23 protein-coding genes and 1 tRNA gene are annotated in these 24,198 nt (G+C 71.4%); 12 read left to right on the plus strand and 12 right to left on the minus strand.

The genetic code is table 11. From position 1 onward, the window contains the following. From F563_RS0112405 to F563_RS0112415, 3 genes are all read right to left on the minus strand, one after another. Nucleotides 1–316, minus strand: a 316-nt coding sequence (locus F563_RS0112405; protein ID WP_026299541.1) for a transposase, incomplete at its 3' end; no start/stop codon positions are given. Nucleotides 317–371: 55 nt separating this feature from the next. Then, nucleotides 372–884: an MAPEG family protein gene (locus tag F563_RS0112410; protein ID WP_019015000.1), complete on the minus strand. Its 513-nt coding sequence runs from the start codon at nt 882–884 to the stop codon at nt 372–374. A gap of 2 nt (nt 885–886) precedes the next feature. Next, nucleotides 887–1,846, minus strand: coding sequence for an acetyl-CoA carboxylase carboxyltransferase subunit alpha (locus tag F563_RS0112415; protein ID WP_019015001.1), 960 nt, complete (start codon nt 1,844–1,846; stop codon nt 887–889). A 91-nt stretch (nt 1,847–1,937) separates the two neighbouring features. Between F563_RS0112415 and F563_RS0112420 the strand changes: the two genes are divergently transcribed. From F563_RS0112420 to F563_RS0112435, 4 genes are all read left to right on the plus strand, one after another. Further along, nucleotides 1,938–2,013 (plus strand) — tRNA-Thr (locus tag F563_RS0112420). A 962-nt stretch (nt 2,014–2,975) separates the two neighbouring features. Continuing rightward, nucleotides 2,976–3,419 (plus strand): methylated-DNA--[protein]-cysteine S-methyltransferase, encoded by a 444-nt coding sequence (locus tag F563_RS0112425; protein WP_019015002.1) that lies wholly within the window; start codon nt 2,976–2,978, stop codon nt 3,417–3,419. A gap of 34 nt (nt 3,420–3,453) precedes the next feature. Beyond that, nucleotides 3,454–4,431: a quinone oxidoreductase family protein gene (locus F563_RS0112430; RefSeq protein ID WP_019015003.1), complete on the plus strand. Its 978-nt coding sequence runs from the start codon at nt 3,454–3,456 to the stop codon at nt 4,429–4,431. Nucleotides 4,432–4,457: 26 nt separating this feature from the next. Continuing rightward, nucleotides 4,458–5,030, plus strand: coding sequence for an NADPH-dependent FMN reductase (locus tag F563_RS0112435; protein ID WP_019015004.1), 573 nt, complete (start codon nt 4,458–4,460; stop codon nt 5,028–5,030). 45 nt (nt 5,031–5,075) lie between these two features. On the opposite strand, the gene F563_RS0112440 is transcribed toward F563_RS0112435, so the two are convergent. Beyond that, on the minus strand, nt 5,076–5,819 hold the full coding sequence (locus F563_RS0112440; protein ID WP_019015005.1) for a GNAT family N-acetyltransferase: 744 nt from the start codon (nt 5,817–5,819) through the stop codon (nt 5,076–5,078). Between the two features lie 125 nt (nt 5,820–5,944). Between F563_RS0112440 and F563_RS0112445 the strand changes: the two genes are divergently transcribed. From F563_RS0112445 to F563_RS22455, 3 genes are all read left to right on the plus strand, one after another. Further along, nucleotides 5,945–6,397 (plus strand): (2Fe-2S)-binding protein, encoded by a 453-nt coding sequence (locus F563_RS0112445; RefSeq protein WP_019015006.1) that lies wholly within the window; start codon nt 5,945–5,947, stop codon nt 6,395–6,397. Between the two features lie 11 nt (nt 6,398–6,408). Continuing rightward, nucleotides 6,409–8,544: a xanthine dehydrogenase family protein molybdopterin-binding subunit gene (locus tag F563_RS0112450; RefSeq protein ID WP_019015007.1), complete on the plus strand. Its 2,136-nt coding sequence runs from the start codon at nt 6,409–6,411 to the stop codon at nt 8,542–8,544. A gap of 205 nt (nt 8,545–8,749) precedes the next feature. Further along, on the plus strand, nt 8,750–9,331 hold the full coding sequence (locus F563_RS22455) for a cytochrome P450 family protein (RefSeq protein WP_019015008.1): 582 nt from the start codon (nt 8,750–8,752) through the stop codon (nt 9,329–9,331). Between the two features lie 101 nt (nt 9,332–9,432). Here F563_RS22455 and F563_RS0112460 read toward each other — a convergent pair whose 3' ends face one another. Both F563_RS0112460 and F563_RS0112465 read right to left on the minus strand, forming a co-directional pair. Continuing rightward, complete coding sequence (locus F563_RS0112460) at nt 9,433–10,170, minus strand: TlyA family RNA methyltransferase (RefSeq protein ID WP_019015009.1); 738 nt, start codon at nt 10,168–10,170, stop codon at nt 9,433–9,435. Nucleotides 10,171–10,184: 14 nt separating this feature from the next. After that, nucleotides 10,185–11,090, minus strand: coding sequence for a fumarylacetoacetate hydrolase family protein (locus tag F563_RS0112465; protein WP_019015010.1), 906 nt, complete (start codon nt 11,088–11,090; stop codon nt 10,185–10,187). A gap of 215 nt (nt 11,091–11,305) precedes the next feature. On the opposite strand from F563_RS0112465, the gene F563_RS0112470 reads away from it, so the two are divergent. The 4 genes from F563_RS0112470 to mtgA all read left to right on the plus strand — a co-directional run bounded on the left by F563_RS0112470 (nt 11,306) and on the right by mtgA (nt 18,521). Then, complete coding sequence (locus F563_RS0112470; RefSeq protein ID WP_019015011.1) at nt 11,306–13,414, plus strand: beta strand repeat-containing protein; 2,109 nt, start codon at nt 11,306–11,308, stop codon at nt 13,412–13,414. A 222-nt stretch (nt 13,415–13,636) separates the two neighbouring features. Continuing rightward, nucleotides 13,637–16,450, plus strand: a complete 2,814-nt coding sequence (locus F563_RS0112475) for a 2-oxoglutarate dehydrogenase E1 component (protein ID WP_019015012.1) — start codon at nt 13,637–13,639, stop codon at nt 16,448–16,450. 164 nt (nt 16,451–16,614) lie between these two features. Next, entirely contained in the window at nt 16,615–17,862 is a 1,248-nt protein-coding gene (odhB, locus tag F563_RS0112480) for a 2-oxoglutarate dehydrogenase complex dihydrolipoyllysine-residue succinyltransferase (protein ID WP_019015013.1), read from the plus strand. Then, nucleotides 17,859–18,521 carry a monofunctional biosynthetic peptidoglycan transglycosylase gene (gene mtgA, locus F563_RS0112485; protein ID WP_019015014.1) on the plus strand — a complete coding sequence of 221 codons (663 nt, stop codon included), beginning with the start codon at nt 17,859–17,861 and terminating at the stop codon, nt 18,519–18,521. The genes odhB and mtgA overlap by 4 nt, the downstream gene beginning before the upstream one ends. A 106-nt stretch (nt 18,522–18,627) precedes the next feature. Here the strand turns inward: mtgA and F563_RS0112490 are convergent, their stop codons facing one another. From F563_RS0112490 to F563_RS25860, 6 genes are all read right to left on the minus strand, one after another. Next, entirely contained in the window at nt 18,628–19,659 is a 1,032-nt protein-coding gene (locus tag F563_RS0112490; RefSeq protein ID WP_019015015.1) for an aspartate-semialdehyde dehydrogenase, read from the minus strand. A 36-nt stretch (nt 19,660–19,695) separates the two neighbouring features. Further along, nucleotides 19,696–20,613 carry a DMT family transporter gene (locus tag F563_RS0112495; protein ID WP_019015016.1) on the minus strand — a complete coding sequence of 306 codons (918 nt, stop codon included), beginning with the start codon at nt 20,611–20,613 and terminating at the stop codon, nt 19,696–19,698. 221 nt (nt 20,614–20,834) lie between these two features. Continuing rightward, a complete protein-coding gene (locus F563_RS0112500; protein WP_019015017.1) occupies nt 20,835–21,827 on the minus strand; it encodes a TAXI family TRAP transporter solute-binding subunit in 993 nt (330 codons plus the stop codon). Nucleotides 21,828–21,932: 105 nt separating this feature from the next. Next, on the minus strand, nt 21,933–22,157 hold the full coding sequence (locus F563_RS24855; protein ID WP_026299545.1) for a hypothetical protein: 225 nt from the start codon (nt 22,155–22,157) through the stop codon (nt 21,933–21,935). A gap of 85 nt (nt 22,158–22,242) precedes the next feature. Beyond that, the gene (locus F563_RS0112510) at nt 22,243–22,467 is read right to left on the minus strand and encodes a YjiS-like domain-containing protein (RefSeq protein ID WP_019015019.1); all 225 of its coding nucleotides are present in this window, start codon (nt 22,465–22,467) and stop codon (nt 22,243–22,245) included. Nucleotides 22,468–22,610: 143 nt separating this feature from the next. Further along, nucleotides 22,611–22,736, minus strand: a complete 126-nt coding sequence (locus F563_RS25860; protein WP_019015020.1) for a hypothetical protein — start codon at nt 22,734–22,736, stop codon at nt 22,611–22,613. A 144-nt stretch (nt 22,737–22,880) separates the two neighbouring features. Here F563_RS25860 and F563_RS0112520 point away from each other — a divergent pair, with 144 nt between their 5' ends. Beyond that, nucleotides 22,881–24,194, plus strand: a complete 1,314-nt coding sequence (locus F563_RS0112520) for an MATE family efflux transporter (RefSeq protein ID WP_019015021.1) — start codon at nt 22,881–22,883, stop codon at nt 24,192–24,194. Nucleotides 24,195–24,198: the final 4 nt, after the last annotated feature.

Raw genomic sequence — 24,198 nt, forward strand, 5'->3', positions numbered from 1 at the left:
CGCGATCCAGCATCAGCGCCACGTCGTGGATGGTGCGGAACAGCAGCCGCCGGACGAAGCGGCGGAACCACCAGTAGACCGTCTGCCATGGGCCGAAGTGCACCGGCAGCATCCGCCAGCCACCCGCGCTTCGTGCCATGTAGCGGATCGCGTTCAGCACCTCACGCAGAGCGACTGACGACTTCCGACCGCGCCGCGACGGCTTCGGCAGCAACGGCTCGATCCGCGCCCATTCCTCGTCCGTCAGGTCAGACGGGTAGCGCTTCGTCTTCCGGCCAAGCTCGGCCATCCGGCCTCGCGTCTCTCGGGTCCACATCCCGAGCTTGAATCATCCCCCGCCGCGTCGCGCCAAGCCATTCTCAAACGGTCACTCAGACGAGGCCGGCCCAGGCAAGGCCGGCCCAGCCGAGCGCAGCGAGGCTGCACGCGCCCGTCGCCGCCATGCCGGGCGCGCGCGCCAGCGGATGGATCGCGTAGCCGAGCCAGAACGCCAGACGCGCAACGCCGAACACGACCCCCAGCGCGGCGACCCCGCGCATCGGCGCACCCGCGGCGGCGAGGGCGAGCATCGCCGGGGCGAACACCGCCAACTGCTCCACCGTGTTGGTGATCGCGCGCTGCGTGCGGATCAGCGCGCGGCTGTCGCTGCCCGCGATCGGGTCGAAGGCGCCGGTCGCGAAGCGGAGCAGCATCTGCGCGCCGATCATCAGCGCCAGGACCAACGCGCCGGGCAGCAGGGCGAGGGCGGCCAAGCCAAGCCGGTCGGCGGTGCTCGCCGCGGCGATCGGCGGCAGCAGCCAGTCCAGCGCAACGAACAGCGCGGCAGCGATGCCAAGCCCGATCCCGGAACCGCCGACCGAGAGGAGACGGGCGCCGCTCGCCACGCTCAGGCCGCGAGGCCCTGCCGGCCCATCTCGAGGAACTTCTCCTGGCGGGCGGCGATCAGCCCCGGCCCGTCGAGGCTCGCAAGCCCTGCAAGCGCGGCCGCGACGGCCTCGCCGATCGCGGTGATGGTCGCCGCCGGGTCGCGATGCGCGCCCCCCAGCGGCTCGCCGATGATGCCGTCGATCAGGCCGAGCTTCTCCAGGTCCGCCGCCGTAAGCTTCAGCGCCTCGGCCGCGGCCTCGGCCTGGGCGGCGTCGCGCCAGAGGATCGAGGCGCAGCCCTCGGGGCTGATCACGCTGTAGATCGCGTGCTCCAGCATGAGCACCCGGTCGGCGCTCGCGAGCGCGATCGCGCCGCCCGAGCCGCCCTCGCCTATGATGGTGGCGACGATCGGCACCGGCGCGGCGAGGCAGGCCTCGATCGAGCGCGCAATCGCCTCGGCCTGGCCGCGCGCCTCGGCATCGATGCCGGGATAGGCACCGGGGGTGTCGACGAAGGTGAGGATGGGCAGGCGGAACCGCCCGGCGAGCTCGATGATCCGGCGCGCCTTGCGGTAGCCCTCGGGCCGGCTCATGCCGAAATTGTGGGCGACCCGGCTTTCCGTGTCGTCGCCCTTCTCGGTGCCGAGCACGGCCACCGCGCGGCCGCGGAACCGGCCCAGGCCGGCGAGCACGGCGCGGTCATCGGCGAAGGCGCGATCGCCAGCGAGGGGGACGAACTCCTCGATCAGGCCCGCGACCACGGCGCGCGCGTGCGGCCGGGCCGGGTGGCGTGCGACCTGGGTCTTCTGCCAGGGCGTGAGCTTGGCGTAGGTCGCGGCGAGCAGCTTCTCGACCTTCTCGCCGAGCCGGGCGATCTCGTCGGCGATATCGACCTCTGGGCTGTCGGGGAGGCGGCGGAGCTCCTCGATCTTGCCCTCGAGCTCGGCGATCGGCTTCTCGAAGTCCAGGAAGTGGCGCATGGCGGCGAGCGCGTAGCATATCGGGCACGGGCCGGTAAGCGGCGCGGGCAGCCTTGAACCGCGGCGGGGCGGGGCGGTATGCGTGGACCGGGCCGGCTTAGCTCAGCTGGTAGAGCACCTGATTTGTAATCAGGGGGTCGGGGGTTCGAGCCCCTCAGCCGGCACCAGCCGGGGCAGGTCGTCGGCAGACCGAACAGCGGTGCGCCGCCGGACGCCAGGGTCCGGACGCAATCGGGCCCGTTCGGTGACGTCGGCGACGGTGCCGCCGTTCGGCAGGATCGCGTGCGCGCGGCCTTGCCCGTCGCAGAGCGCGCGGATCTTGGTGGTGCGACCGCCGCGCGACCGGCCGATCGCCCGGCGGCAGGCCTCATCTTCGCCCCCTGTTTCGCACCGTTAGCCGGGCCGTGCGCCTTCGCAGCCGCGCTGTCGATCCGCGTCACCTGGGGCGGGTCGGCGCAGGCGACGAGGGCTGCGAAGATGCGCGGCCAAAGCCCGCACGGGCTTCGGCGGTTGAACACCATGGTGTATGGAGTCGCCCGTGAAGAACGGTGAAGACCGCGGAGCTCCTGTGCTTTCTGGCTGGCGGAAGTATTCGTGATTGCAGGGCGCCGCGGCAGGACCGGCCGAAACCTTGCAAACGCGCACCTCTGTTGGAGGCGCCGCGGCGGCGTGATTCTGTCGGTGCATCGCCGCAACACCCCCAGGTCCATCGCGTACAGGCCCAAGTCGCGGCGTGGGCGTCATCATCGACCAGAATGTGCATGTGGCCGACAGCACTACGCTCTCGTTTCCGGTCTGTATGCCGAACGACACGGACGACCAGGGAGCCGGAGAAAGGCTCGTTGGCAAACCACCGTAATCATCAGCTCGCTGACCCTACCTCTCCCGACCGCGTCGGCCGGGCCCCCGGGGCCCCCGTTCAACCAGCGCGCGTCGGCCTGGTCCGAAATCCCCCTTCGCTGCGGACATCGTCCGCAACCGGCTTGCGGGTCCCGGACCAAGCCGAGCCCAATAAGGATCATTGCTCCGAAGCCGATAGCGAACGCGGCCTTCGTCCCCGCCCCCACCTTGACACCCGCGCCCCCGCACGCCCAAAACGCCCGCCCCCGGCCCCAACGGGAGAGGGCCCATGCCGCAACTGACCGCGCTGACCCCGCTCGGCGATCTCACCCTGTCCGAACAGGACGGGGCGATCGTCGCACTCGACTGGGGCCGCGGCCGCGACCAGTCCCCCACCCCGCTCCTCGCGCGCGCGACCGCGGCGCTGCACGCCTATTTCGATGGCGCGCCCGATCCTTTCGCTGACCTGCCGCTGAACCCCGCCGGCACGGCGTTCCAGCGCCGCGTCTGGGCCGCCATGCAGGCCATTCCTCGCGGCCAGACCCGCCGCTACGGCGACCTCGCGCGCGACCTCCGCTGCTCGCCGCGCGCCGTCGGCACCGCCTGCGGCGCCAACCCCATCCCCATCATCATCCCCTGCCACCGCGTCACCGGCAGCAGCGGCCTCGGCGGCTACTCCGGCGGCGACGGCCCCGCCACCAAGCGCTACCTCCTCGGCCTCGAACAGGCCTGACACCCACCGGCACCATCATCGAAGGACGCGCCTGATGAACCACGCGATCCGCATCCACGAGCACGGCGGCCCCGAGGCCATGAAGTGGGACGAGATCCCCACCCCCTCCCCCGGCCCGGGCGAGGCCCTCGTCCGCCACGCTGCGATCGGCCTCAACTACATCGACGTCTATTTCCGCACCGGCCTCTACAAGCCGCCCTCGCTCCCCTGCGTGATCGGCATGGAAGGTGCGGGCACGGTCGAGGCCGTGGGCGAAGGGGTGACCGTGGTCGCGCCGGGCGACCGCGTCGCCTACGCCACCGCGCCGATCGGCGCCTACGCCGAGGCGCGCACCATCAAGGCCGACCGCCTTGTGAAGCTGCCCGCCGACATCTCCTTCGAGCAGGCGGCGGCGATGATGCTCCAGGGCATGACCGCCGAGTACCTACTCCGCCGCACCTTCCCGGTGAAACCCGGGCAAACGATCCTCGTGCACGCCGCCGCCGGGGGGGTCGGGCTGATCATGTGCCAATGGGCCAAGCATCTGGGCGCCACCGTGATCGGCACCGTCGGCTCGGACGCCAAGGCGGAACTCGCCCGGGCGCATGGCTGCGACCACCCGATCGTCTACACCAGGGAGGACTTCCAGGCCCGCGTGAAGGAGATCACCGGCGGGAAGATGCTGCCCGTGGTCTACGACAGCGTCGGCCGCGAGACCTTCATGAAGTCGCTCGACTGCCTCGCCCCGCTCGGCATGATGGTGGTGTTCGGCAACGCCTCCGGTGCCGTGCCGCCCTTCGATGTCGGCATCCTCGCCGCCAAGGGCTCGCTGTTCCTCACACGCCCGACGCTGGCCACCTACACCGCAAAACGCGAAGACCTCGTCGCCTCCGCCGAGGCGCTGTTCGACGTCGTGCGCAAGGGCGCAGTGAAGATCGAGGTGAACCAGCGCTTTCCGCTCAAGGACGCCGCCGACGCGCACCGCGCGCTCGAGGCGCGCCAGACCACCGGCTCGACGGTGCTGCTGCCGTGACCGCCGGCTGACCGCGGAGAGAGACGATGGCAGGGCCCTACACCGTCGCCGCGATCTGCGGCTCGCTGCGGCGCGACTCCTGGAACCGCAAGCTGATGAACGCGGCGATCGCCCGCGCGCCCGCCGCGCTGGCGATCGCCGAGGTGCCGATCGGCGACCTGCCGCTGTTCAACGAGGACCTCGAACGCGACCCGTGGCCAGACGCCGTGCTCGCCGCCGGTGCTGCCTTACGTGCGGCCGATGCCGTGCTTGTTGTTACGCCGGAATATAATGCTTCCGTTCCGGGACCGCTCAAGAACGCGCTCGACTGGCTGTCGCGCAAGACCTCGGCCGGTCCCGCTCCGATGAACGGCAAGCCTGTCGCCCTCATCGGCGCGACCCCAGGACTGATGGGCACCGCGCGCGCCCAGGCGCAGGTGCGCCAGGCGCTTCAGAACCTCTCGCTGCCCGTGCTGCCGGGACCGAACGTGTTCGTGACCCAAGCCGCGACACGGTTCGACGACAGCGGCGCGCTCACCGACGAGATGACACTCAAGATGCTCGACACGCTGCTGGAGCGGTTTGTGAACTGGATTGAAAGGAACAGGGTGGGGGGATGACGGTAGGGCCGCTCTTCGCGGCCCTACCCCCGACACCCCCCTTGCTCAACCGCGCACGCGGTAGACGTAACGGTACGACTCGCGGAAACCGAGCCTGCGATACAGCGAGAGCGCGGGATCGTTCTCCGCCTCGACCTGGAGACAGGCGACGCGCGCGCCCTCCGACCGCGCCCAGCCGAACGCCGCCAGGCACGCACGCCGGGCAAGCCCGCGCCCGCGCATGACCGGCAGCGTCGCCACCCCCGACAGCACGGCCACCGTCCCGTCCGCCGCCGCATAGGCGACGGAGGCGATCCGCCCCTCCAGCCGCACCGCCACCCACGCCGCCGGCACCAGCAGCAGCGACGGGAACAGCCGGAGCTCCGCCATCCGCTCCGCCACGCGCGCGGCCCCACCCTCCGATGCATCGAACCAAGCCTCGTCCGGCGCCTCCGCCGTCTCGGCCGGACCGTCGGGCAAGGGCAGCCCGTCCAGCGCACCCGCCATCACGATCGTCTCGCCCATGCGCGCGTAGCCGCGCGCCATCAGCAGCGGCTCCAAGGCCGGCGGCGACAGCGGCGTCAGCCGGAACCGCGGCCGCACCCCCAGCCGCTCGTACCACCCTTCGATCCGCTGCACCCGCGCGGGCAGGTCCACACCATCCGCCGGATCGAGCCATGTCGCACTGTTGATCCGCCCCGCTCCGCCGTGCCCGGCGCGCACCACCGCCGCGCCGCACAACGCCTGTCGCGGCGCCGGCACCGCGTTCAACGCCGCTCGCTCCAGCAGCTCGATCGGGGGCGTGTCCATCGCCGCGCCAGCAAACCATGCCGCAGCGCGAAACGGAACAAGGCCACCCCATCAGCGCGTGAATTGACCGACAGGCCCTCACGCCATAGCTTGCCGACTGTCAACAAACGAGGGGAGGTATCACCGTGATCGCACTCACCGTGAACGGGACCGCGCGCCAACTCGACGCCGATCCCGACATGCCCCTGCTCTGGGCGTTGCGCGATCTGCTCGATCTCACCGGCACCAAATACGGCTGCGGCATCGCCGTCTGCGGCGCCTGCACCGTTCATGTCGACGGCGTGCCGACGCGCGCCTGCGTCACCCCGCTCGCCGCCGTTGCCGGTCGCACGGTCGTCACGATCGAGGGACTCGATCCGAACGGGCAACATCCGGTGCAGCGCGCCTGGGTGGAAAAACAGGTTCCGCAATGCGGCTACTGCCAGTGCGGCCAGATCATGCAGGCCGCGGCCCTGCTGAAGGACAAGCCCAAGCCCACCGACGCCGACATCGACGCGGCGATGGCCAACAACCTGTGCCGCTGCGGCACCTACGAGCGCATCCGTGCGGCGATCCATCGCGCCGCCGAGCTCGCCTGAGGGAGGCCGACATGAACGCCATCACGATGAACCGGCGCGGCCTGTTCCGCGCTTCCGCAGCAGCCGCCGTCGCGCTGAGCATCCCGGTTTCGCTGCCCGCCCGCGGCCAGGCCGCGCGCAACGGCGACGCGCTCACGGCCTATCTGCGCATCGCGCAGGACGGCTCCATCACCCTGATCACGCCCGTCACCGAGATGGGCCAGGGCACGCACACCGCGCATGTGATGCTGATCGCCGACGAGCTCGGCGTGCCGATGTCGGCGGTGAGGACCGTGCGCGTCGGCCAGCCCTCCGAGCCGATGCGCCGACCGCCCGGCGAACAGTCCACCGGCGGATCGACCGGCACGCGCGCCTGGGTGGTGCGGCTGCGCACCGCCGCAGCGCAAGCGCGCGAGGTGCTGACCGAGGCCGCCGCGCGCCGCATGAACGTGCCGGTCGCGGAACTGAAGGCCGAGGACGGCGCGATCGTGCACGCCGCCTCGAACCGTTCGGTCCCGATCGGCTCGCTGGTGCGCGAGGCGGCGGCCCTGCCGCTGCCCGAGAAGCCGACGCTGCGCCCGGCCTCGGAGCTGAAGATCGTCGGCCGGTCGCAGCCGCGCATCGACATCCCGGCCAAGGTGACGGGCCGCGCGGTGTTCGGCATGGACTTCAAGGTGCCGGGCATGCTGTACGCCTGCGCGCGTCTTGCGCCGGTGTATCGCGCCGAGCTCGACAGCTTCGACCGCGCCTCGGTCAACGGCATCAAGGGCATCGTCGATGTGGTGCCGCTGCCGCGCGGCGTCGCCGTCGTGGCGGAGACTGCCTGGGCCGCGATCAAGGGCGCCGAGACGATCGCGATCCGCTTCAAGTCGACGCCGCACGACACGCTCGACAGTGCCGCGTTCTCCGAGCGCATGATCGCCGCGCTCGATCAGGAGACGCGCGCGGTCGCGAAGAACGAGGGCGATGTCGATGCCGTGCTGCGCGCCGCGGCGAAGACCGTCGAGGCGGTCTACGAGGTGCCGTATCTCGCCCATGCCTGCATGGAGACCGACAACGCCACCGCGCAGGTGACGAATGACGGCGTGACGGTCTGGGCCCCGACGCAGCATCAGGACTGGGCGCTCGCCGAGGCGGCGCGCGCCGCGGGTGTCGATCCCTCGAAGGTGACGATCCACACCACGCTGCTCGGCGGCGGGTTCGGGCGTCGCTACGCCTACGAGGTGGTCGGCCAGGCGGTGACGGTCGCGCGCGCGGTGAACCGGCCGGTGAAGCTGTTCTGGCGCCGCGAGGACGAGCTGGCGCAGGGCTATTATCGCCCGGCGCAGGTCGCGCGCATGCGGGCCGCGCTCGACGCCGAGGGAAAGCTGACCGGCTTCTGGTTCCGTGCCGCCGGGCCCTCGACGGTGGCGGAGTTCCGCCCCGGCGCGATCCAGCAGAATGGTCTCGATCCCCAGCATGTCGCCTCGGTCGCCGACAGCCGTTACAGATTCGGAGCGTTCCGCGCCGACTGGGTGCGCGTCGATGGCCCGCCGCGCAACTGGATCTGGCGGTCGGTCGGCGCGAGCCAGAACGGCTTCTTCCTCGAGGGCTTCCTCGACGAGGTAGCGCATGCGGCGGGCAAGGACCCGTACCGGTTCCGCCGCGAGCTGCTGGCGCATGACGCGCGCGCGCTGAAGGTGCTCGACCTCGTGGCCGAGAAGGCCGGCTGGGGCACGCCGTTGCCGGAAGGCCATGCGCGTGGCATCGCCTACATGGAGAGCTACGGCTCGCTCTGCGCCGAGGTCGCCGAGGTTTCGGTGGGCCAGGACGGGGTGCGCGTGCACCGCGTCGTCGTCGTCCTCGACTGCGGCGACATTGTCAACCCGGACAGCGTCGAGGCCCAGCTGATGGGCAGCGTCGTGCAGGGGCTGTCGGCGACGCTCGGCGAGGCGATCACGCTGAAGAACGGCGCGGCCGAGCAGCGCAACTTCGATACCTACCCGATCCTGCGGATCGACCGCGCGCCCAAGGTCGAGGCGCATGTGATCCGGTCCGGCCAGGGCTGGGGCGGTGTGGGCGAACCCGGCGTGCCGCCGCTCGCGCCGGCGGTGGCGAATGCGATCTTCGCCGCCACGGGCCGGCGCGTCCGTCGTCTGCCGCTGACGGCGGAAGGTCTCGGCGTGTAGGTCCAGGGATGGGGGTCTGGGGGAAGGGCCTTGCGGCCCTTCCCCCACGCGTTTCCTTCTGATGGGGGAAGGGGCCATTGGCCCTTTCCCCCAACCCCCTATCCCGTTACTCCCCACGGTAATCCGCGGTTTACGCCTGTCTGCGAGGGTTGAGCGACGTCGTTTCGCTCGGAACCCGACCAGGATGGCTCCCGCCTTGCGACCCGTGCTCGACCGTGCCAGCCCCTCGGATGACCTCCGCGCCGCCATCCGCGCGGAGCTCGCGCCCCTGTTCGGCGATCTCCGCCAGTTCGTCGATCGCCGGATCGCCGAACTCAGCGCCGAACTGCATGCCAGCAGCGAGCTTGCCGACATGACCGAGGCGAAGCTGATGCGCGAGGTCGCCGCGGTGCATGAGCAGATCGCCAGGCTGGTCGCGATTCCCGCCGCCTCGACGCGCAACAGCGGCATCGAGCTCGAAGCTGTGGTCCAGGCGACCGAGGCGGCGGCCAACACCATCATGGAGGCGGCCGAGGCGATCCAGGACTGGATCGACGGCGGCAGTCGCGACCCCGGCGCGATCGAGTCGCTCGCCACGCGCGTCGGCGCGATCTTCGAGGCGTGCAGCTTCCAGGACATCACCGGCCAGCGCATCCGTCGCGCCATTCGGCATCTCGAACAGGTCGAGGCGCTGCTGGGCCGCTATCTGCAACCCGGTGCGGAGGTCACGCCGGCGTCCGACAACGACACGGCCGCACCTCCCTCGCCCGACCTCGCACAGGCCGAGATCGACCGTTTGCTGGCCTGAGTCGGCCGGCCGCCTCATACCCGTCCTTTGGCGCGCAGCCGCCACACCAGCCCTGCGCGCGATACCGGGATGCCAACGGTCAAACCTTTGGCAGCCCGGTATCACTCCACGTGACGCGCGGCGATCAGGAACTCCCGGTTTCCCTCCGGGCCCGTGATCGGGCTCTCCACCACGCCGAGCACGCGCCAGCCGGCGAGCCCGGCCCACCAGGCCGAGATTTCGGCGCAGACCGCCCGATGCACGGCCGGGTCGCGCACCACCCCGCCCTTGCCGACCTTGCCCGGCCCGGCCTCGAACTGCGGCTTGATCAGCGCCACCGCCCAGGCGCCGGGCGCGCACAGCGCGAGCCCCGCCGGCAGCACCGTGCGCAGCCCGATGAACGAGGCATCGCAGGTCAGCGCGCCGACGGGCTCGGGGACGTGCTCGCGCGTCAGGAAGCGCGCGTTCAGCCGCTCATGCACGACCACGCGCGGATCGGTGCGCAGCTTCCAGGCGAGCTGCCCGTGCCCGACGTCCACCGCGTGCACCCGCTCGGCGCCGCGCGCCAGCAGCACATCGGTGAACCCGCCGGTGGAGGCACCGATATCGAGGCACACCAGCCCGAGCGGCGACAGCGCGAAGTGGTTGAGCGCGAAGTCGAGCTTCACGCCGCCGCGGCTGACCCAGGGATGGTCCTGGCCGCGCACCTCCAGCGGCAGGTCGGATGCAACCGGCATCCCCGCCTTGTCGAGCCGCCGCTCGCCCGAGAAGACCTTGCCCGCGAGCACCAGCGCCTGGGCCTTGGCGCGCGTCTCCACCAGGCCCCGCTCCACCAGCAGCGTATCGAGCCGCTGCTTCATGGGTGCATCCCCGGCTAGCGGACCTCGTTCTCCAGCACGCCGATGCCCTCGATCGCCGCGGCGATGCGGTCACCGGGCTGCAAGAGGCGCGGCGGGGTCATGGCGTAGCCCACGCCCTCGGGCGTGCCGGTCATGATGACGTCGCCCGGCTCCAGCGTCAGTCCGGCCGAGAGCACGGCGAGGATCGCGGGGATGTCGAAGATCATCCGGCTGGTGCGGCTGTCCTGCCGCTGCTCGCCGTTCACGGTGAGCGAGATGCGCAGGTCCGGCGGCTCGGGCAGATCGCCGCGCGGCACGATCCACGGCCCCATCGGGCAGGAGCGGTCGAGCCCCTTGCCCTTGAACCACTGGCCGTGCCGGCGCTGGAGGTCGCGGCCGGTGATGTCGTTGCCGATCGTGTAGCCGAACACGTGCTCGAAGGCGCGCTCGCGCGGGATGTCGGCGCCGCCCTTGCCGATCACAACCACGAGCTCGACCTCGTAGTCGAGCGCCTTGGTGACGCGGGCGTGGTTCGGAATCCACTCGCCCGGGCCGATCACCACGTTCGCGGGCTTGGTGAAGAACTGCGCATGCTCGGGGACGGTGGTCTCGCGTCCGGCCGCGCGGTCGCCCTCGGCCACATGGTCGAGGTAGTTGCGACCGACGCAGAAGACGTTCTTGCGCGGCCGGGGGATCGGCGCCAGCAGCCGCACGCGCTCCTTCGCCACCACCGCGCCGACGGGTGGAGACGCCGCGGCCTTCACCAGCACCGGCCCGACGCGGTCCCACGCCTCGATGGCCGCGATCATGTCGCCGAGCGGGGCGGGATCGCCGCCGGACGCGCGCAGCGCCGCCGCGCCGTCGAGCACCGCCCCGTCCTCCAGCACCACGCCCACGCAGGGCGCGCCCCCGGCGCTGTAGGTCGCGAGCCGCATCGTCATCCACCCCTCCGGTCCGGTTGAGAAGGCCAGTGTGCCTCAACCGCCGGCGGAGTCACGGGGGCGTGCGGAGGCGCCTGCGCAGGCAACCAGGACTATTCCGTTTATGTAGTATCTGTCATTCCGCATCGACTTTCGCGCCATGAACATTGTGTTCATCTGAACGAGCCCATTCCAGCCGACGGCGCGGGGGATGCGCCACACAGGGGAGATGTGACATGTCCAGAAGCCGGTCGCTTTGCGCCGCCTCCGTGCTTGCGCTCGCCGCCTCCTTGCCGCCGGCCGCTCAGGCCGCCTGCCCGACCCTGCCCGATCCGAACATCACCTTCTCGGGCGATACAGTCTGCGTCCCCGCCACCGGAACCTCGGGCGACCTGCTCAACGCGGGGGCCTCCGCGCCCGCAGCCGCCGGCTCCGTCTCGATCACCGGCGGCGCCACGGTCACGCTCCAGCCAGGCGCCGGCGCCGCGGCGACGCCGATCGTGCAGATCGGGCGCGAGCCGGGCTCCGTCGGCGGCCTCACGGTTTCGGGCGCCGGCTCGGCCCTCGAAGTGAACGGCGGCGGCAAGACCGGCAACGCCGCCCAGGTCCGGATCGGCGTCGCGGGCGGTACCGGTTCCGCCACCATCGCCTCCGGCGGCGCGCTGCGCGTGCTCGACCCGACCGCGCCGACGGGCTCGGCCGGCCCGGCGGGGGACAGCATCTCTGTCGGCCTCGTCGGCGGCACGGGCAGCCTGACGGTCAACAGCGGAACGGTGACGGTGGATTCGGGCTCGGGGGCGTTCCTGAGAGTCGGCGACCGCGGTGGCACCGGCACCCTGACCGTCTCGAACGGATCGACGATCACCGTGCGCGACCGCGACCCGGCCACCACCGGGGATGCGAACGTCTCGATCGGCCGCGATCTCGTCGCCTCGCCGGCGCCCACGGCGACAACCGGCACCGCAACCATCTCGGGGTCCACCGTCTCCATTCAGTCCGATGGCGGGTTCGCCGGGCTCCTGGTCGGCCGCGAGGCCAACACCACCGGCACCGCCTCGGTCAGCGGATCGACACTCTCGATCACGGCTGGTCGCGAGGCCGGACTCCAGGTCGGCCGCGACACCGGCGCGACAGGCACGTTGACGCTCAGCAACTCGACAGCGTCCGTCCAGTCCAGTCTTGGCGACGCCTATGTGGTGGCGGGGCGCGGCGGCACAGGCGCCATCACCGTCCAGGGGGCGGCGACATCGCTCCAGATCGGCGCGGCGCAGTTCGCCGACATCATCGTCGGGCGGAACGCCGGCTCAAACGGCACGATGGTGATCCGCGACGGCGCCGCGGTCACGGTCACGCACAGCACCGCCTCGGGGTTCGCGACGGGAACGGTCGGCCGGCTGGCCGGCTCGACCGGCACGCTCTCCGTCCGCAGCGGCGCGACCTTGGACCTGACGGGACCGAACGCGGTGTTGCAGGCTGGACGAGAGGCGGGCTCGTTCGGGTCGATCCTGGTCGACAGCGGGGGCGTGGTCGCGCTCTCGGGCACGACCGAGTCCACGCTCATGCTCGGTCGCCTTGCCGGCGCGAGCGGAAACCTCGCCGTGGCCTCCGGGGGCCAGGTGACCCTCTCCGGTCCGCTCGCGCGCGTCCTCGTCGGCGCGCCGATCGAGGCGGGCGGCACGCTCGCGCAGAACCTGGCCGCCGGTGCCGGCACGCTGACGATCAGCGGCGCCGGCTCGCTCGTTTCGGCCGACCGGGTGATCGTCGGCGCGCCGGTCAGCCTCGCGGGCTCGACCAGTGACGGCGGCACGGTGATCGTCTCCAATGGCGGCACGCTGCAAGCCGCAGAGGTCCGCATCGGCACGTCCGGCCTGGTCGGCGGCTCGGGCGGCACGATCATCGGCAGCGTGATCCTGGACGGCGGCACGCTCGCCCCGGGACTGTCTCCCGGCACCTTGAACATCGTCGGCGACCTGACCGTGCTCGACGGCGTCCTGAAGATCGAGATCGGCGGCACCGGCGCCGGGCAGTACGACGTGCTGAACGTCAGCGGCACGACGATGATCGCCGGCGGCACGGTGCTGTTCGAGTTCATCGACGGTTTCGCGCCCACGGCGGGCCAGACCTTCGACTTCTTCTCGGGCCCCAACGCGCCGATCATCGCCGACGACGTCACCTTCGCGGTCGGCGGGCTCCAGGCCGGGTTCCAGTTCGACCTCGGCCCGTCCTTCACCTTCGTCGCCCTGAACGACGGCGTCTCGACCACCGCCGTGCCCGAGCCGGCGAGCGCCGCGCTACTGCTGGCCGGGCTGCTGGGCCTCGCCGCGCTGCGCCGCCGCGCCGCCTGACGGCGGCTTCCCGCGCGCTTCGCATGTGTCACCGGCACCTATGCCGGGGACACATGCCCCGGCGGCCCGGTTCGGACTGCCCCATTCACGTGGTCTTGCGTATTCTGGGCTAGTGACGCGCCGCGGCGCGGCCTGCCGGCCGCGCCCGGTGCGGTATTGTCCGCGCCCGGTTTCCGACGCGCCCCCCAGGGACCCGGCCGCCACGGCGGCCGGGAGAAGACGATGGCAAGCCTGAACCTCGACGCCTTCCTCGACGGCATCCCGCCTGGCGATTCGATCTACGTCGCCGGAAAATACGACCGCTGGGCCTCCGATCCCGGCAGCGTCGAGCCCGGCTGGGCGGCCCTGTTCGGCGCGCTCGCCAATGGCGGCATCGCGAGCGCGAACGGCGCAGCGCTCGCCGCGCGCCCGCGCCCGGCGGCGGCGATCCCGTTCGAGGAGCTGCGCAGCTCCACGCTCGATTCGATCCGCGCGCTGATGCTGATCCGCGCCTATCGCGTGCGCGGCCACCTGGAGGCGCAGCTCGACCCGCTCGGGCTGAAGGTCCCGAGCGCGCATCCCGAGCTCGACCCGGCGACCTACGGCTTCGGCCCGGGCGACATGGACCGGCCGATCTTCATCGACCACGTGCTCGGCTACGAGAGCGCCACCCTGCGCCAGATCCTCGCCGTGCTGCGCGAGACCTATTGCGGCCCGGTCGGCGTCGAGTTCATGCACATCCAGGACCCGGACCAGAAGGCCTGGATCCAGCAGAAGGTCGAGGGTGCCCCCTGGCGCACCGCCTTCGACGCACACGCCAAGCGCGAGATCCTGGAGCGGCTGACCGAGGCCGAGGGCTTCGAGGTGTTCTGCCAGAAGAAGTTCGTCGGCACGAAGCGCTTCGGCCTGGAAGGCGGCGAGAGCCTCATTCCCGCGGTGCGCACCGCGATCGAGGCCGCGGCCGAGGCCGGCGTGGTCGAAATCGCGATCGGCATGCCGCATCGCGGCCGACTGAACACGCTGGTCAACATCATGAAGAAGCCGTTCTCGGCCGTGTTCAGCGAGTTCCAGGGCGCCTCCTCGCACCCCGACGACGTCCAGGGCTCGGGCGACGTGAAGTACCATCTCGGCACCTCGGTCGATCTGGAGATCGCCGGCCGCCAGGTGCATCTGAGCCTCCAGCCCAACCCCTCGCATCTGGAAGCGGTCGATCCGGTCGTCGTCGGCAAGATCCGCGCCAAGCAGGACATGATGGGCGACCGCAAGACGCGCCGCCGCGCGATGGCGATCCTGATGCACGGCGATGCCGCCTTCGCCGGCCAGGGGCTGGTGGCGGAGACGCTGGCGATGAGCCAGCTGATCGGCTACCGCACCGGCGGCACGGTGCATTTCATCGTCAACAACCAGATCGGCTTCACGACGGTGCCGGCGCACGCCTATTCGGGGCTCTACTGCACCGACATCGCCAAGTCGATCCAGGCGCCGATCCTGCACGTGAACGGCGACGACCCCGAGGCGGTGGTGTTCTGCGCCCGCATGGCGACCGAGTTCCGCATGAAGTTCGGCGTCGATGCGGTGCTCGACATCGTCTGCTATCGCCGCCACGGCCACAACGAGTCCGACGAGCCGGCCTTCACGCAGCCGCTGATGTACAAGGCGATCCGCGCGCAGAAGACCACGCGCACCAAGTACGCCGAACGGCTGGTCGCCGAAGGTTCGCTGAGCGCAGAGGAGGCAACCGCGATCCAGGCGCGCTTCACCGCGGCCCTCGACGAGGCGTTCGAGGCATCGCGCACCTACAAGCCCAACAAGGCCGACTGGCTGGAGGGCAAGTGGGCGGGGCTCGCGCCGGGCGGGATCGAGGACGAGGCCAAGGATTGCGGCACCGGTGTCGCGCTCGCGACGCTGCGCGAGGTCGGCGAGGCGCTGTGCCGCGTGCCCGACGGATTCGACGTCAATCCCAAGATCGCGCGCCAGCTTGAGCAGAAGCGCGAGTCGATCACGACGGGCGAGGGGATCGACTGGGCGACCGGCGAGGCGCTCGCCTTCGGCACGCTGCTGCTGGAGGGCCACAATGTCCGGCTCTCGGGCGAGGACGTGCAGCGCGGCACCTTCAGCCACCGCCACGCCGTGCTGGTCGACCAGACGACCCAGGCCGAGTACACGCCGCTGAACCACCTGCGTGAGGGCCAAGCGCATTTCGAGGCCTTCAACTCGCTGCTGTCGGAGGCCGGCGTGCTGGGCTTCGACTACGGCTATTCGCTCGCCGATCCGTCCACGCTGGTGCTGTGGGAGGCGCAGTTCGGCGACTTCGCCAACGGCGCGCAGGTGATCATCGACCAGTTCATCGCGTCGGGCGAATCGAAATGGCTGCGCATGAGCGGGCTCGTGATGCTGCTGCCGCACGGCTACGAGGGCCAGGGGCCCGAGCATTCCTCGGCACGGCTCGAGCGCTACCTCCAGCTCTGTGCCGAGCGCAACATGCAGGTCTGCAACTTTACCACGCCGGCGAACTACTTCCACGCGCTGCGGCGCCAGCTCAAGCGCAATTACCGCAAGCCGCTGATCGTGATGACACCGAAATCGCTGCTGCGCCACAAGCTCGCGGTCTCGACGCTCGACGAGTTCGGCCCCGACGCATCGTTCCGCCACGTGATTCCGGAGATCGATCCGATCGCCGAGGACGAGGCGGTGAAGCGCGTCGTGTTCTGCACCGGCAAGGTCTATTACGACCTGCTGGCCGCGCGGCGCGAGGAGAAGATCGACAGCGTCGCGCTGGTGCGGGTCGAGCAGCTCTATCCGTTTCCGCGCGTCTCGCTGCCGAAGATCATCGCGCGCTATCCGAACGCCGAGATCGTCTGGTGCCAGGAGGAGCCGCAGAACATGGGCGCCTGGACCTGGATCGACCGCCGGCTGGAGGAGGCCGCCGCGGCGGCGGATCGGCGCGCGCGGCCGCGCTATGTCGGACGGCGCGAAGCCGCGAGCCCGGCGACCGGATTCTACAAGGTGCACAACGCCGAGCAGGCGGTGCTGGTCGAGGAGGCGTTGAGCGTCTGAGTCCTCACCCTGACCCTTTCCCACGAGGTTGGAGAGGGAACCCACGCCGCCGCCACGTCTCCTCTCCCGCGTGGGGGAGCGGGGCAGGGTGAGGGCCAAGGCGGTTGCCTTCCGCGGCCGTCCGCGCTTCTACTCCCGCGCCTGAAGCCAATCGGGGATTGCGCATGTCGGTCGAGATCAAGGTGCCTGCGCTGGGCGAGAGCGTGTCGAGCGCGACCGTCGCGCGCTGGATGAAGCAGGCGGGTGAGGCAGTCGCGGCCGACGAGCCGTTGGTCGAGCTCGAGACCGACAAGGTGACGGTCGAGGTGCCGGCGCCGGCCGCCGGGGTGCTGGAGGCGATCGTCGCCAAGGACGGCACCGAGGTCGAGGTCGGCGCGGTGCTCGGCACGATCGCGGAGGGTGCGGCTGCCGCCGCGAAGCCCGCCGCGCCGGCGGCCGAGGCCGCGGCCCCGGCCGAGGCGGCGCTCGCGCGCGCGGCCGCCCGTCCGCCGCTGCCCGCGGCCGCCAAGCTGATGGCCGATGCCGGGCTGAAGCCCGAGGCCGTGAGCGGCACCGGCAAGGGCGGGCAGATCACCAAGGGCGACGTGCTGAAGGTGATCGAGGGCGGCGCGGCGCCGGCGGCGAAGCCCGAACCGGCACCCGCGCCCAAGCCCGCCGCGGCAGCGAAGCACGCGCCGGCGCCCGCCGCCCGGCCGCCCGCCGCGCCAGGCGAGCGCCGTGTCGAGCGGGTGCGGATGACGCGGCTGCGCGCGACCATCGCACGGCGGCTGAAGGAGGCGCAGAACACCGCCGCCATCCTGACGACCTTCAACGAGATCGACATGTCGGCGGTGATGGCGCTGCGCGCGACATACCGCGACGCGTTCGAGAAGCGCCATGGCGTGCGGCTCGGCTTCATGGGCTTCTTCGTCAAGGCGTGCGTGGCGGCACTGCGCGAGTTCCCGAATGTCAACGCCTTCATCGAGGGCGAGGAGATCGTCCAGCACCACTACATGGACATCGGCATCGCCGTGTCGGGCCCGACGGGCCTGGTGGTGCCGGTGCTGCGCAATGCCGAGACGCTGAGTCTGGCCGCGATCGAGGCGGCGATCGCCGAGTTCGGCCGCAAGGCGCGCGACGGCGCGCTGACGCTGGAGGAGATGTCGGGCGGAACGTTCTCGATCACCAATGGCGGCGTGTTCGGCAGCCTGCTCTCGACGCCGATCCTGAACCCGCCCCAATCGGCGATCCTGGGGATGCACAAGATCGAGGAGCGCCCGGTGGCGATCGGCGGCAAGGTGGAGGTGCGGCCGATGATGTATGTCGCCCTCTCCTACGACCATCGCATCATCGATGGCCGCGAGGCGGTGTCCACGCTGGTGCGCATCAAGGAGGCCGTCGAGGCGCCCGAGCGGCTGCTGCTCGAGGTGTGAGGCGGCGGCTTCTTCGTTTCGCGCTGTGGTGCCTCGCCGCGGCGCTGCTGCTGCCCCTCGCGCTGGTGCTGCTCTACCGGTTCGTGCCGCCACCGGCGACGCCGCTGATGCTGATCCGCGCGGCCGAAGGGCATGGCTGGTCGCGCGACTGGGTGCCGCTCGATCGCATCTCGCCGCATCTCGTGCGCGCGGTGCTCGCCTCGGAGGATCAGCGTTTCTGCGCGCATTGGGGGTTCGACACGGTCGAGTTGCGCCGCGCGGTCGAGGACTGGCGTGATGGCGGGCGGCTGCGCGGTGCGAGCACGATCACGCAGCAGACGGCGAAGAACCTGTTCCTCTGGCCGCGGAGCGACGTGCTGCGCAAGGCGCTGGAGGTCTATCCGACGCTGCTGATCGAGGCGCTGTGGCCGAAGCGGCGCGTCGTCGAGGTCTATCTCAACATCGTCGAGTTCGGCCCGGGGCTCTACGGCGCCGAGGCGGCGTCAGGGGCGCTGTTCGGCCGCGGTGCGGCGGCGCTGACACCGGTGCAGGCCTCCCTGCTGGCCGCTGTGCTGCCCAATCCGCTCGGGCGCAATGCGGCGCGGCCCGACGCGTTCCTGACTGCGCGCGCGACCCGCATCCGCGGCGTCATGAGCGGAGTCGACACGGCCTGCATCTGACGGGTGCAGGTCCATGGGATGGGGGGTGCGGGGGCAAGGGGAGGCGTCTCCGGGCTTCGCTGGCCCGAGGGCCAGCGCCGCACGCCCCCTGGCCCCCGCGTGTTGCTCAAGCCGCCTGCTTCGCGAGATGCCCCTGCGCGATCAGCGTCTCGGCGATCTGCACCGCGTTCAGCGCCGCCCCCTTGCGGAGATTGTCGGACACGCACCAGAACGCGAGCCCGTGCGGCACGGTCGGGTCCTTGCGCAGCCGGCTGACGAACACCTCGTCCTCGCCCGCGGCCTCCACGGGCGTGATGTAGCCGCCGTCCTCGCGCCGGTCGATCACGGCCACGCCCGGCGCCTTGCGCAGCGCCTCGCGCGCCTCGCCCACCGTGATGGGGCGGGCGAACTCGACATGCACCGCCTCGGCGTGGCCGACGAACACCGGCACGCGCACGCAGGTGGCGATCACGGCGATGTCGGGGTCGAGGATCTTCTTGGTCTCGACCACCATCTTCCACTCTTCCTTGGTCGAGCCGTCATCCATGAACTTGTCGATGTGCGGGATGCAGTTGAAGGCGATCGGCTTGGTGAACTGCTCCGGCGTCACCGCGTCGTTGACGAAGCTGCCCTTGGTCTGGGCGTAGAGCTCGTCCATCGCCTCCTTCCCCGCGCCCGAGACCGACTGGTAGGTCGCGACCGACACCCGCTTGATGGTGGCGAGCTCGTGCAGCGGCTTCAGCGCCACCACCATCTGGATCGTCGAGCAGTTCGGGTTGGCGATGATGTTGCGCTTGCGGAATCCCTTCAGCGCGTGCGGGTTCACCTCGGGCACCACCAGGGGCACGTCCGGCTCCATGCGGAAATGGCTGGTGTTGTCGATCACTACGCAACCGGCGGCGGCGGCGCGCGGCGCGTGCACCGCGGAGACCGACGCGCCGGGGCTGAACAGGCCGATCTCGACGCCCGCGAAGTCGAAGGTCTCGAGATTCTGCACCTTGAGCACCGTCTTCTCGCCGTAGCTCACCTCCTGGCCAGCGGAACGGCCGGAGGCGAGCGCGATCACCTCCGTCGCGGGGAAGTTCCGCTGGGCGAGCGTCTTCAGCAGCTCGCGCCCCACCGCCCCGGTGGCGCCGACCACTGCGACCCGATATCCCATGGCACATCCTCCTCGCGGCCAAACGAGGCCGGACTGTTACGGGCGAGGCCCCCGCGGCGCAAGCGAATCCGCGGATGACAGCCGTGCGCCGGACGCGAGCCACACCCCGGCAGTCAGCACCGCCATGCCCAGCGCCTCGGGCAGGGACGGCACCTCGCCGAGCGCAACCGCGCCCATCACGGCCGTCATCGTGGGCGTGAGCGCGCCGGCCGCGGCGGCCCGCGCGGCACCGAGCCGGGCGAGGCCGAGGCTGAACACGATGATCGACAGGGTCGCGCCGATGCCGCCATGCAACGCGGCCTGGAGAGCGATCTCCCGCCAGGGTGCTGCGAGGAAGCGTGGCCCCACCAGCAGCAGATAGGGCGGCAGGTAGATCAGCGCCGAGCCGATCGCGCTGATCGTCACGGCCTCGAGGGCGGCGAGCCGCGCGCCGCGCACGGAGACGTTGTAGCCGGCCCAGAGCAGACCGGCGGCGGCGAACAGCAGGTGGCCGATCCAGGTCCGGCCGCCCCAGGCGCCGCCGAGGCTCGACACCACGATCGTCGCCGCCCCCGCCGTCACCAGGGCGAGCCCGAGCGCGCTGCGCCGGCCGAGCCGCTCGCCGATCAGGACATGTGCGAGCACACCGGTGAACACGGCGCCGAGCGGGCTCGTCATGGCGCCGGAATGGGCAGCCGGGGCGAACGCCAGCCCGCCGGTGTTGCAGAGGCTGAACGCGACCCCGGAGCCGAGCACGATCGCGGCGAGGGTGGACCAGCGCAGCCGGCGGATGCGCGGCGGCCGCACCGCGGCATAGGGCAGCATCAGGAGTGCGGCGGTGATGAATCGCACCGCGACGATGTCGGCCGGGTCGAGCGTCGCGCCGGTCAGCAGGAACCTGGTCGCGACCGCCCAGCCGGCCCACATCGCGACCGCGCTGAAGGCGGCGAGCCAGCCCCAGGCCTCGCGGCTCACGCGGGGGCTCCGATGGGCGGACACGAAAAGGCCCGGACCATGTCGGCCCGGGCCCTCTCATACCCGGCGCATGAAGGTTTCGCCTTCATGCACCGGGTACGAGGTTTCCTTTGGCGCGCAGCCGCCACACCAGCCCTGCGCGCGATCCCGGGCTGCCAACGGTCAAACCTTTGGCAGCCCGGTATCAGCGGTGGCGGGCGCCGCGATGGCGGCGCACCCCCTCACGCCATGATCAGGTTGTCGGGAATCGCGTGGCCGTTCTCGCGGAACCAGCGCGCGGCACCCGGATGGAACGGCAGGAATGAGTTCTTGGTGACGTTTTCGGGCACCGTCTCCTTCGCCGTCGAGATCGCCTGCACCAGCGCGGCATTCTGCGTCATCACGGACTTGACGATCTCGTAGACGAGGTCCTCGGGCAGGTCCTTGTGGCCGATCGCGAAGTTGTAGACGCCTACGATGTTGATCGGCTCGCGCAGCGAACGGTAGGTGCCGGCGGCGATCGTGCCCTTCGACAGTTCCGGATAGGCCTTCACGATCGCGTCCATCTGCGCCTCGGTGAAGCCGAAGATGGTCACCTCGTTGGTGGTCTCGATCTCGCTGAAGGCCGGGATCGGCGCACCGGCGGCGAAGGCGAAGCAGTCGAGCAGCCCGTCGGACACCTGGCCGATCATGTCCGAACCCGACCCGTAGCCGATCCGGCTCGGGGTCACGCCGAGGGTACGCAGGATGAGCGGATAGTACGTGCCCGGCGTGCCGCCGCGCGGGCCCACGCCCACGCTCTTGCCGTTGAGCTGGCTGTGGTCGGTGATGCCCGACCGCCGCAGCGCCACGGCATGGAACGGCGTATCGTACATCGGGAACAGCGCGCGGATGTTGCGGAACTTGTTGCCGCGGGTCCATTCGCCCTGGCCTTCCCAGGCCTGCAGCGCCACACCCATGGTCACCATGCCGAGCTCGACCTGCTTCTGATCGACCAGCACGATGTTCTGGTTCGGGCCCTGGGTGGTGCGGTAGCTGATGTTGACACCGGTCGCCTGCGCGGCGAGCTGGCCCCAGGCCGGGCCATAGACGGCATAGGTGCCGCCGGGAGCCGCCGTGCCCATCGTCAGCGCGCGCGGCCAGGCCGGGTTGCGGGGCTGCGCCCAGACGGCCGGGGCGGCGAGGCCGGCGCCGGCAACGGTGGTCGAGACGAGCAGGGTACGCCTGCGGATCATCGCGTGTCCTCCCAGAATGCAAGCGCAGTCATCCCTCCCGGATGGCCACGCAGGAACACCCCTTACATGGGGGAAATCGGCGGCGGGGGAAAGGGGGAACGGCGGTCAGCGGTGCCGGCGCAGCCGCCGCGCCAGGTGCGCCAGCAGCGAGACCCCGGGCAAGGATGCCCGGCGCCGGGCGGGCGTAAGCGGCAGCGTGACGAACAGGGCGAACATGACCGTCACCTCCTGGTTCGGCGGCGCGGCCCGAAGGACGAGCGCCTCCGACCGGCCCAGTCTGGAGCCGTGGCGGTTACGGAAGGGTATGCGCGACGCCACGGCCACCGCCACCCGCAAGGATGGCGGACGACCGGGACATCGCCGTGTCGGGGCTGTGACAAGCGTGTGAAACCCGCGCCTCGGCCGAGACCACGCCTCAGCGCCCGAGCTCGGGACGATCCGTCGGCAGAGGCCGCTTGAACGGGCTTCTGCCCTCCATGCCGATGTCGCGCAGCAGATGCGCGTCGAGATGGGCGAGCGCGCGCTCAGTGTGCCAAGCGGCGACAGCCGCCGTGATCGCGCGCGCGATCCGCCGGGCATGGGCGCCGATGCCAAGGGCGGGGAAGAACGCGGCGCGGGCCGCTCCAGTCACGGTCGTCATGGTCGGTGGTCCTTCGATCGGGGGATGCGGCGCGGCGGAGTCGCCCGGCGCCTGTGATTCCGAGCATCGCCGCGGCGCATGTCAGCCGGATGTGCGCGGAGGCGGTTTCCGGTTTCAGTCGTTGCAGCCGGGCCGGCAGCGCCTCACCCGCGGCGGAGCCGGCGCGCGAGCCGGGCGAGCAGCGAAGCGCGGCGCGGCGATGGCAGCGGCGGCAGGGCGGCGAACAGCGCGAACATGGCGATGACCTCGTCGTTGCGGCGGCGCGGCACCGGCCGCTCCGCATCATCCGTCCCGACTCTGCGCCCGCGCTGTTGCAGCGTGATGTGCGGAGGGTCACAGGATCGTTTCAGACGGGCAGCCATCGGCGCGCCACCCTTGGCGCGGCCGCGGGGCCGGGCGACAGTCGCGCCCGCATGACCCCCGCCCCCGCGCCGCTCGGCCGGATCCTCACCCTCTCGCTGCCGACGATCGGCGTCGCCTTCGCCCAGGCGGCCTGCCAGACCGCCGAGGTGTGGTTCATCGGCCGGCTCGGAACGGCGCCGCTCGCCGGCTACGCGCTGGTGCTGCCGCTCCTGCTGCTGATGCAGATGATGAGCACCGGCGCGATGGGCGGCGGCGTCTCCTCGGCGATCGCGCGCGCGCTCGGCGCCGGGCGGCGCGACGAGGCCTCGGCGCTGGTGCTGCACGCGGCGATCATCGGCATCGGCTTCGGCCTGCTCTTCACCGTGCTGATCGAGGTGTGGGGCCCTGCGCTGTTCCGGCTGATGGGCGGACGCGACGAGGCGCTGGCGAACGCGACGCTCTATGCGCGCACGCTGTTCGCGGGCTCGGCGCTGGTCTGGCTCGCCAACACGCTGGGCGCGGTGCTGCGCGGCACCGGCAACATGCGCCTGCCCGCCGTGATCATGCTCGGCGTCTGGGCGATCGACGCGCCGCTCTCGGCCGCACTGGTGCTCGGCACCGATCTCGGCATCGCCGGGGCGGGGATCGCATATGTCGTCTCGTTCGCGCTCGCGACCCTCGCGATGGGGGCCGCGATCCTGCGCGGCGGCGCGGGGTTCCGGCCGTCGGTGCGCACGCCGCTCGATCTCGCGCTGTTCGGGCGCATCCTCTCCGTCGGCCTGGTGGCCTCTGTGATGGCGACCATCGCCAATCTCACCACGGTGCTGGTGACCGCGCTGGTCGGGCGGCACGGCACCGCGGCGATCGCCGCCTTCGGCGTCGGCGTGCGCTTCGAGTTCCTGATGATCCCGCTCGCCTACGGCATCGGCGCGGCGCTGACGGCGCTGGTGGGCATGCGGGTCGGCGCGGGCGACTGGGCGGGGGCGCGGATCACCGCCTGGCGCGGCGGGCTGATGGCCGGCGCGATCGCCGGCGCGGTCGGGCTGATGGTGGCGGTGTTCCCGGGCTTCTTCGCGCGGCTGTTCGCGACGGAGCCCGCGGTGCGCGAGGCGATCCGGCTCTATCTCGTGGTGGTCGGGCCGTCCTTCGGCGCGCTCGGGCTCGGCATGGCGCTCTATTTCGCGAGCCAGGGGGCAGGGCGGATGCGCGTGCCGTTCGTCGCGGCATTGGTGCGGATCGGCGTCGCCGCCGGCGGCGGCGCGCTGGTCGGCGACCGCTACGGGCTTGCCGGGCTGTTCGCCTGTGTCGCGCTGGGCCTCGCGGGCTATGGCGTGATCGTCGCGTCCTCGGTGCGGCCGGGCGTCTGGCCCGGCCGCGGCCGCTGATCGG

The sequence above is a fragment of the Elioraea tepidiphila DSM 17972 genome (assembly GCF_000378465.1).
Taxonomy (GTDB): Bacteria; Pseudomonadota; Alphaproteobacteria; order Acetobacterales; family Acetobacteraceae; genus Elioraea; species Elioraea tepidiphila.

Bases quoted from the DNA above. Each gene is read 5' to 3' on its own strand.
- F563_RS0112470 (WP_019015011.1), top strand. From the start codon at position 11,306: ATGTCCAGAAGCCGGTCGCTTTGCGCCGCCTCCGTGCTTGCGCTCGCC.
- F563_RS0112465 (WP_019015010.1), bottom strand. From the start codon at position 11,090: ATGACGATGCGGCTCGCGACCTACAGCGCCGGGGGCGCGCCCTGCGTG.
- F563_RS0112430 (WP_019015003.1), top strand. From the start codon at position 3,454: ATGAACCACGCGATCCGCATCCACGAGCACGGCGGCCCCGAGGCCATG.
- F563_RS0112475 (WP_019015012.1), top strand. From the start codon at position 13,637: ATGGCAAGCCTGAACCTCGACGCCTTCCTCGACGGCATCCCGCCTGGC.
- F563_RS0112500 (WP_019015017.1), bottom strand. From the start codon at position 21,827: ATGATCCGCAGGCGTACCCTGCTCGTCTCGACCACCGTTGCCGGCGCC.
- F563_RS0112425 (WP_019015002.1), top strand. From the start codon at position 2,976: ATGCCGCAACTGACCGCGCTGACCCCGCTCGGCGATCTCACCCTGTCC.
- F563_RS0112490 (WP_019015015.1), bottom strand. From the start codon at position 19,659: ATGGGATATCGGGTCGCAGTGGTCGGCGCCACCGGGGCGGTGGGGCGC.
- F563_RS0112520 (WP_019015021.1), top strand. From the start codon at position 22,881: ATGACCCCCGCCCCCGCGCCGCTCGGCCGGATCCTCACCCTCTCGCTG.
- F563_RS0112460 (WP_019015009.1), bottom strand. From the start codon at position 10,170: ATGAAGCAGCGGCTCGATACGCTGCTGGTGGAGCGGGGCCTGGTGGAG.
- F563_RS0112450 (WP_019015007.1), top strand. From the start codon at position 6,409: ATGAACGCCATCACGATGAACCGGCGCGGCCTGTTCCGCGCTTCCGCA.
- F563_RS0112435 (WP_019015004.1), top strand. From the start codon at position 4,458: ATGGCAGGGCCCTACACCGTCGCCGCGATCTGCGGCTCGCTGCGGCGC.
- odhB (WP_019015013.1), top strand. From the start codon at position 16,615: ATGTCGGTCGAGATCAAGGTGCCTGCGCTGGGCGAGAGCGTGTCGAGC.
- F563_RS0112415 (WP_019015001.1), bottom strand. From the start codon at position 1,846: ATGCGCCACTTCCTGGACTTCGAGAAGCCGATCGCCGAGCTCGAGGGC.
- F563_RS0112510 (WP_019015019.1), bottom strand. From the start codon at position 22,467: ATGACGACCGTGACTGGAGCGGCCCGCGCCGCGTTCTTCCCCGCCCTT.
- F563_RS0112440 (WP_019015005.1), bottom strand. From the start codon at position 5,819: ATGGACACGCCCCCGATCGAGCTGCTGGAGCGAGCGGCGTTGAACGCG.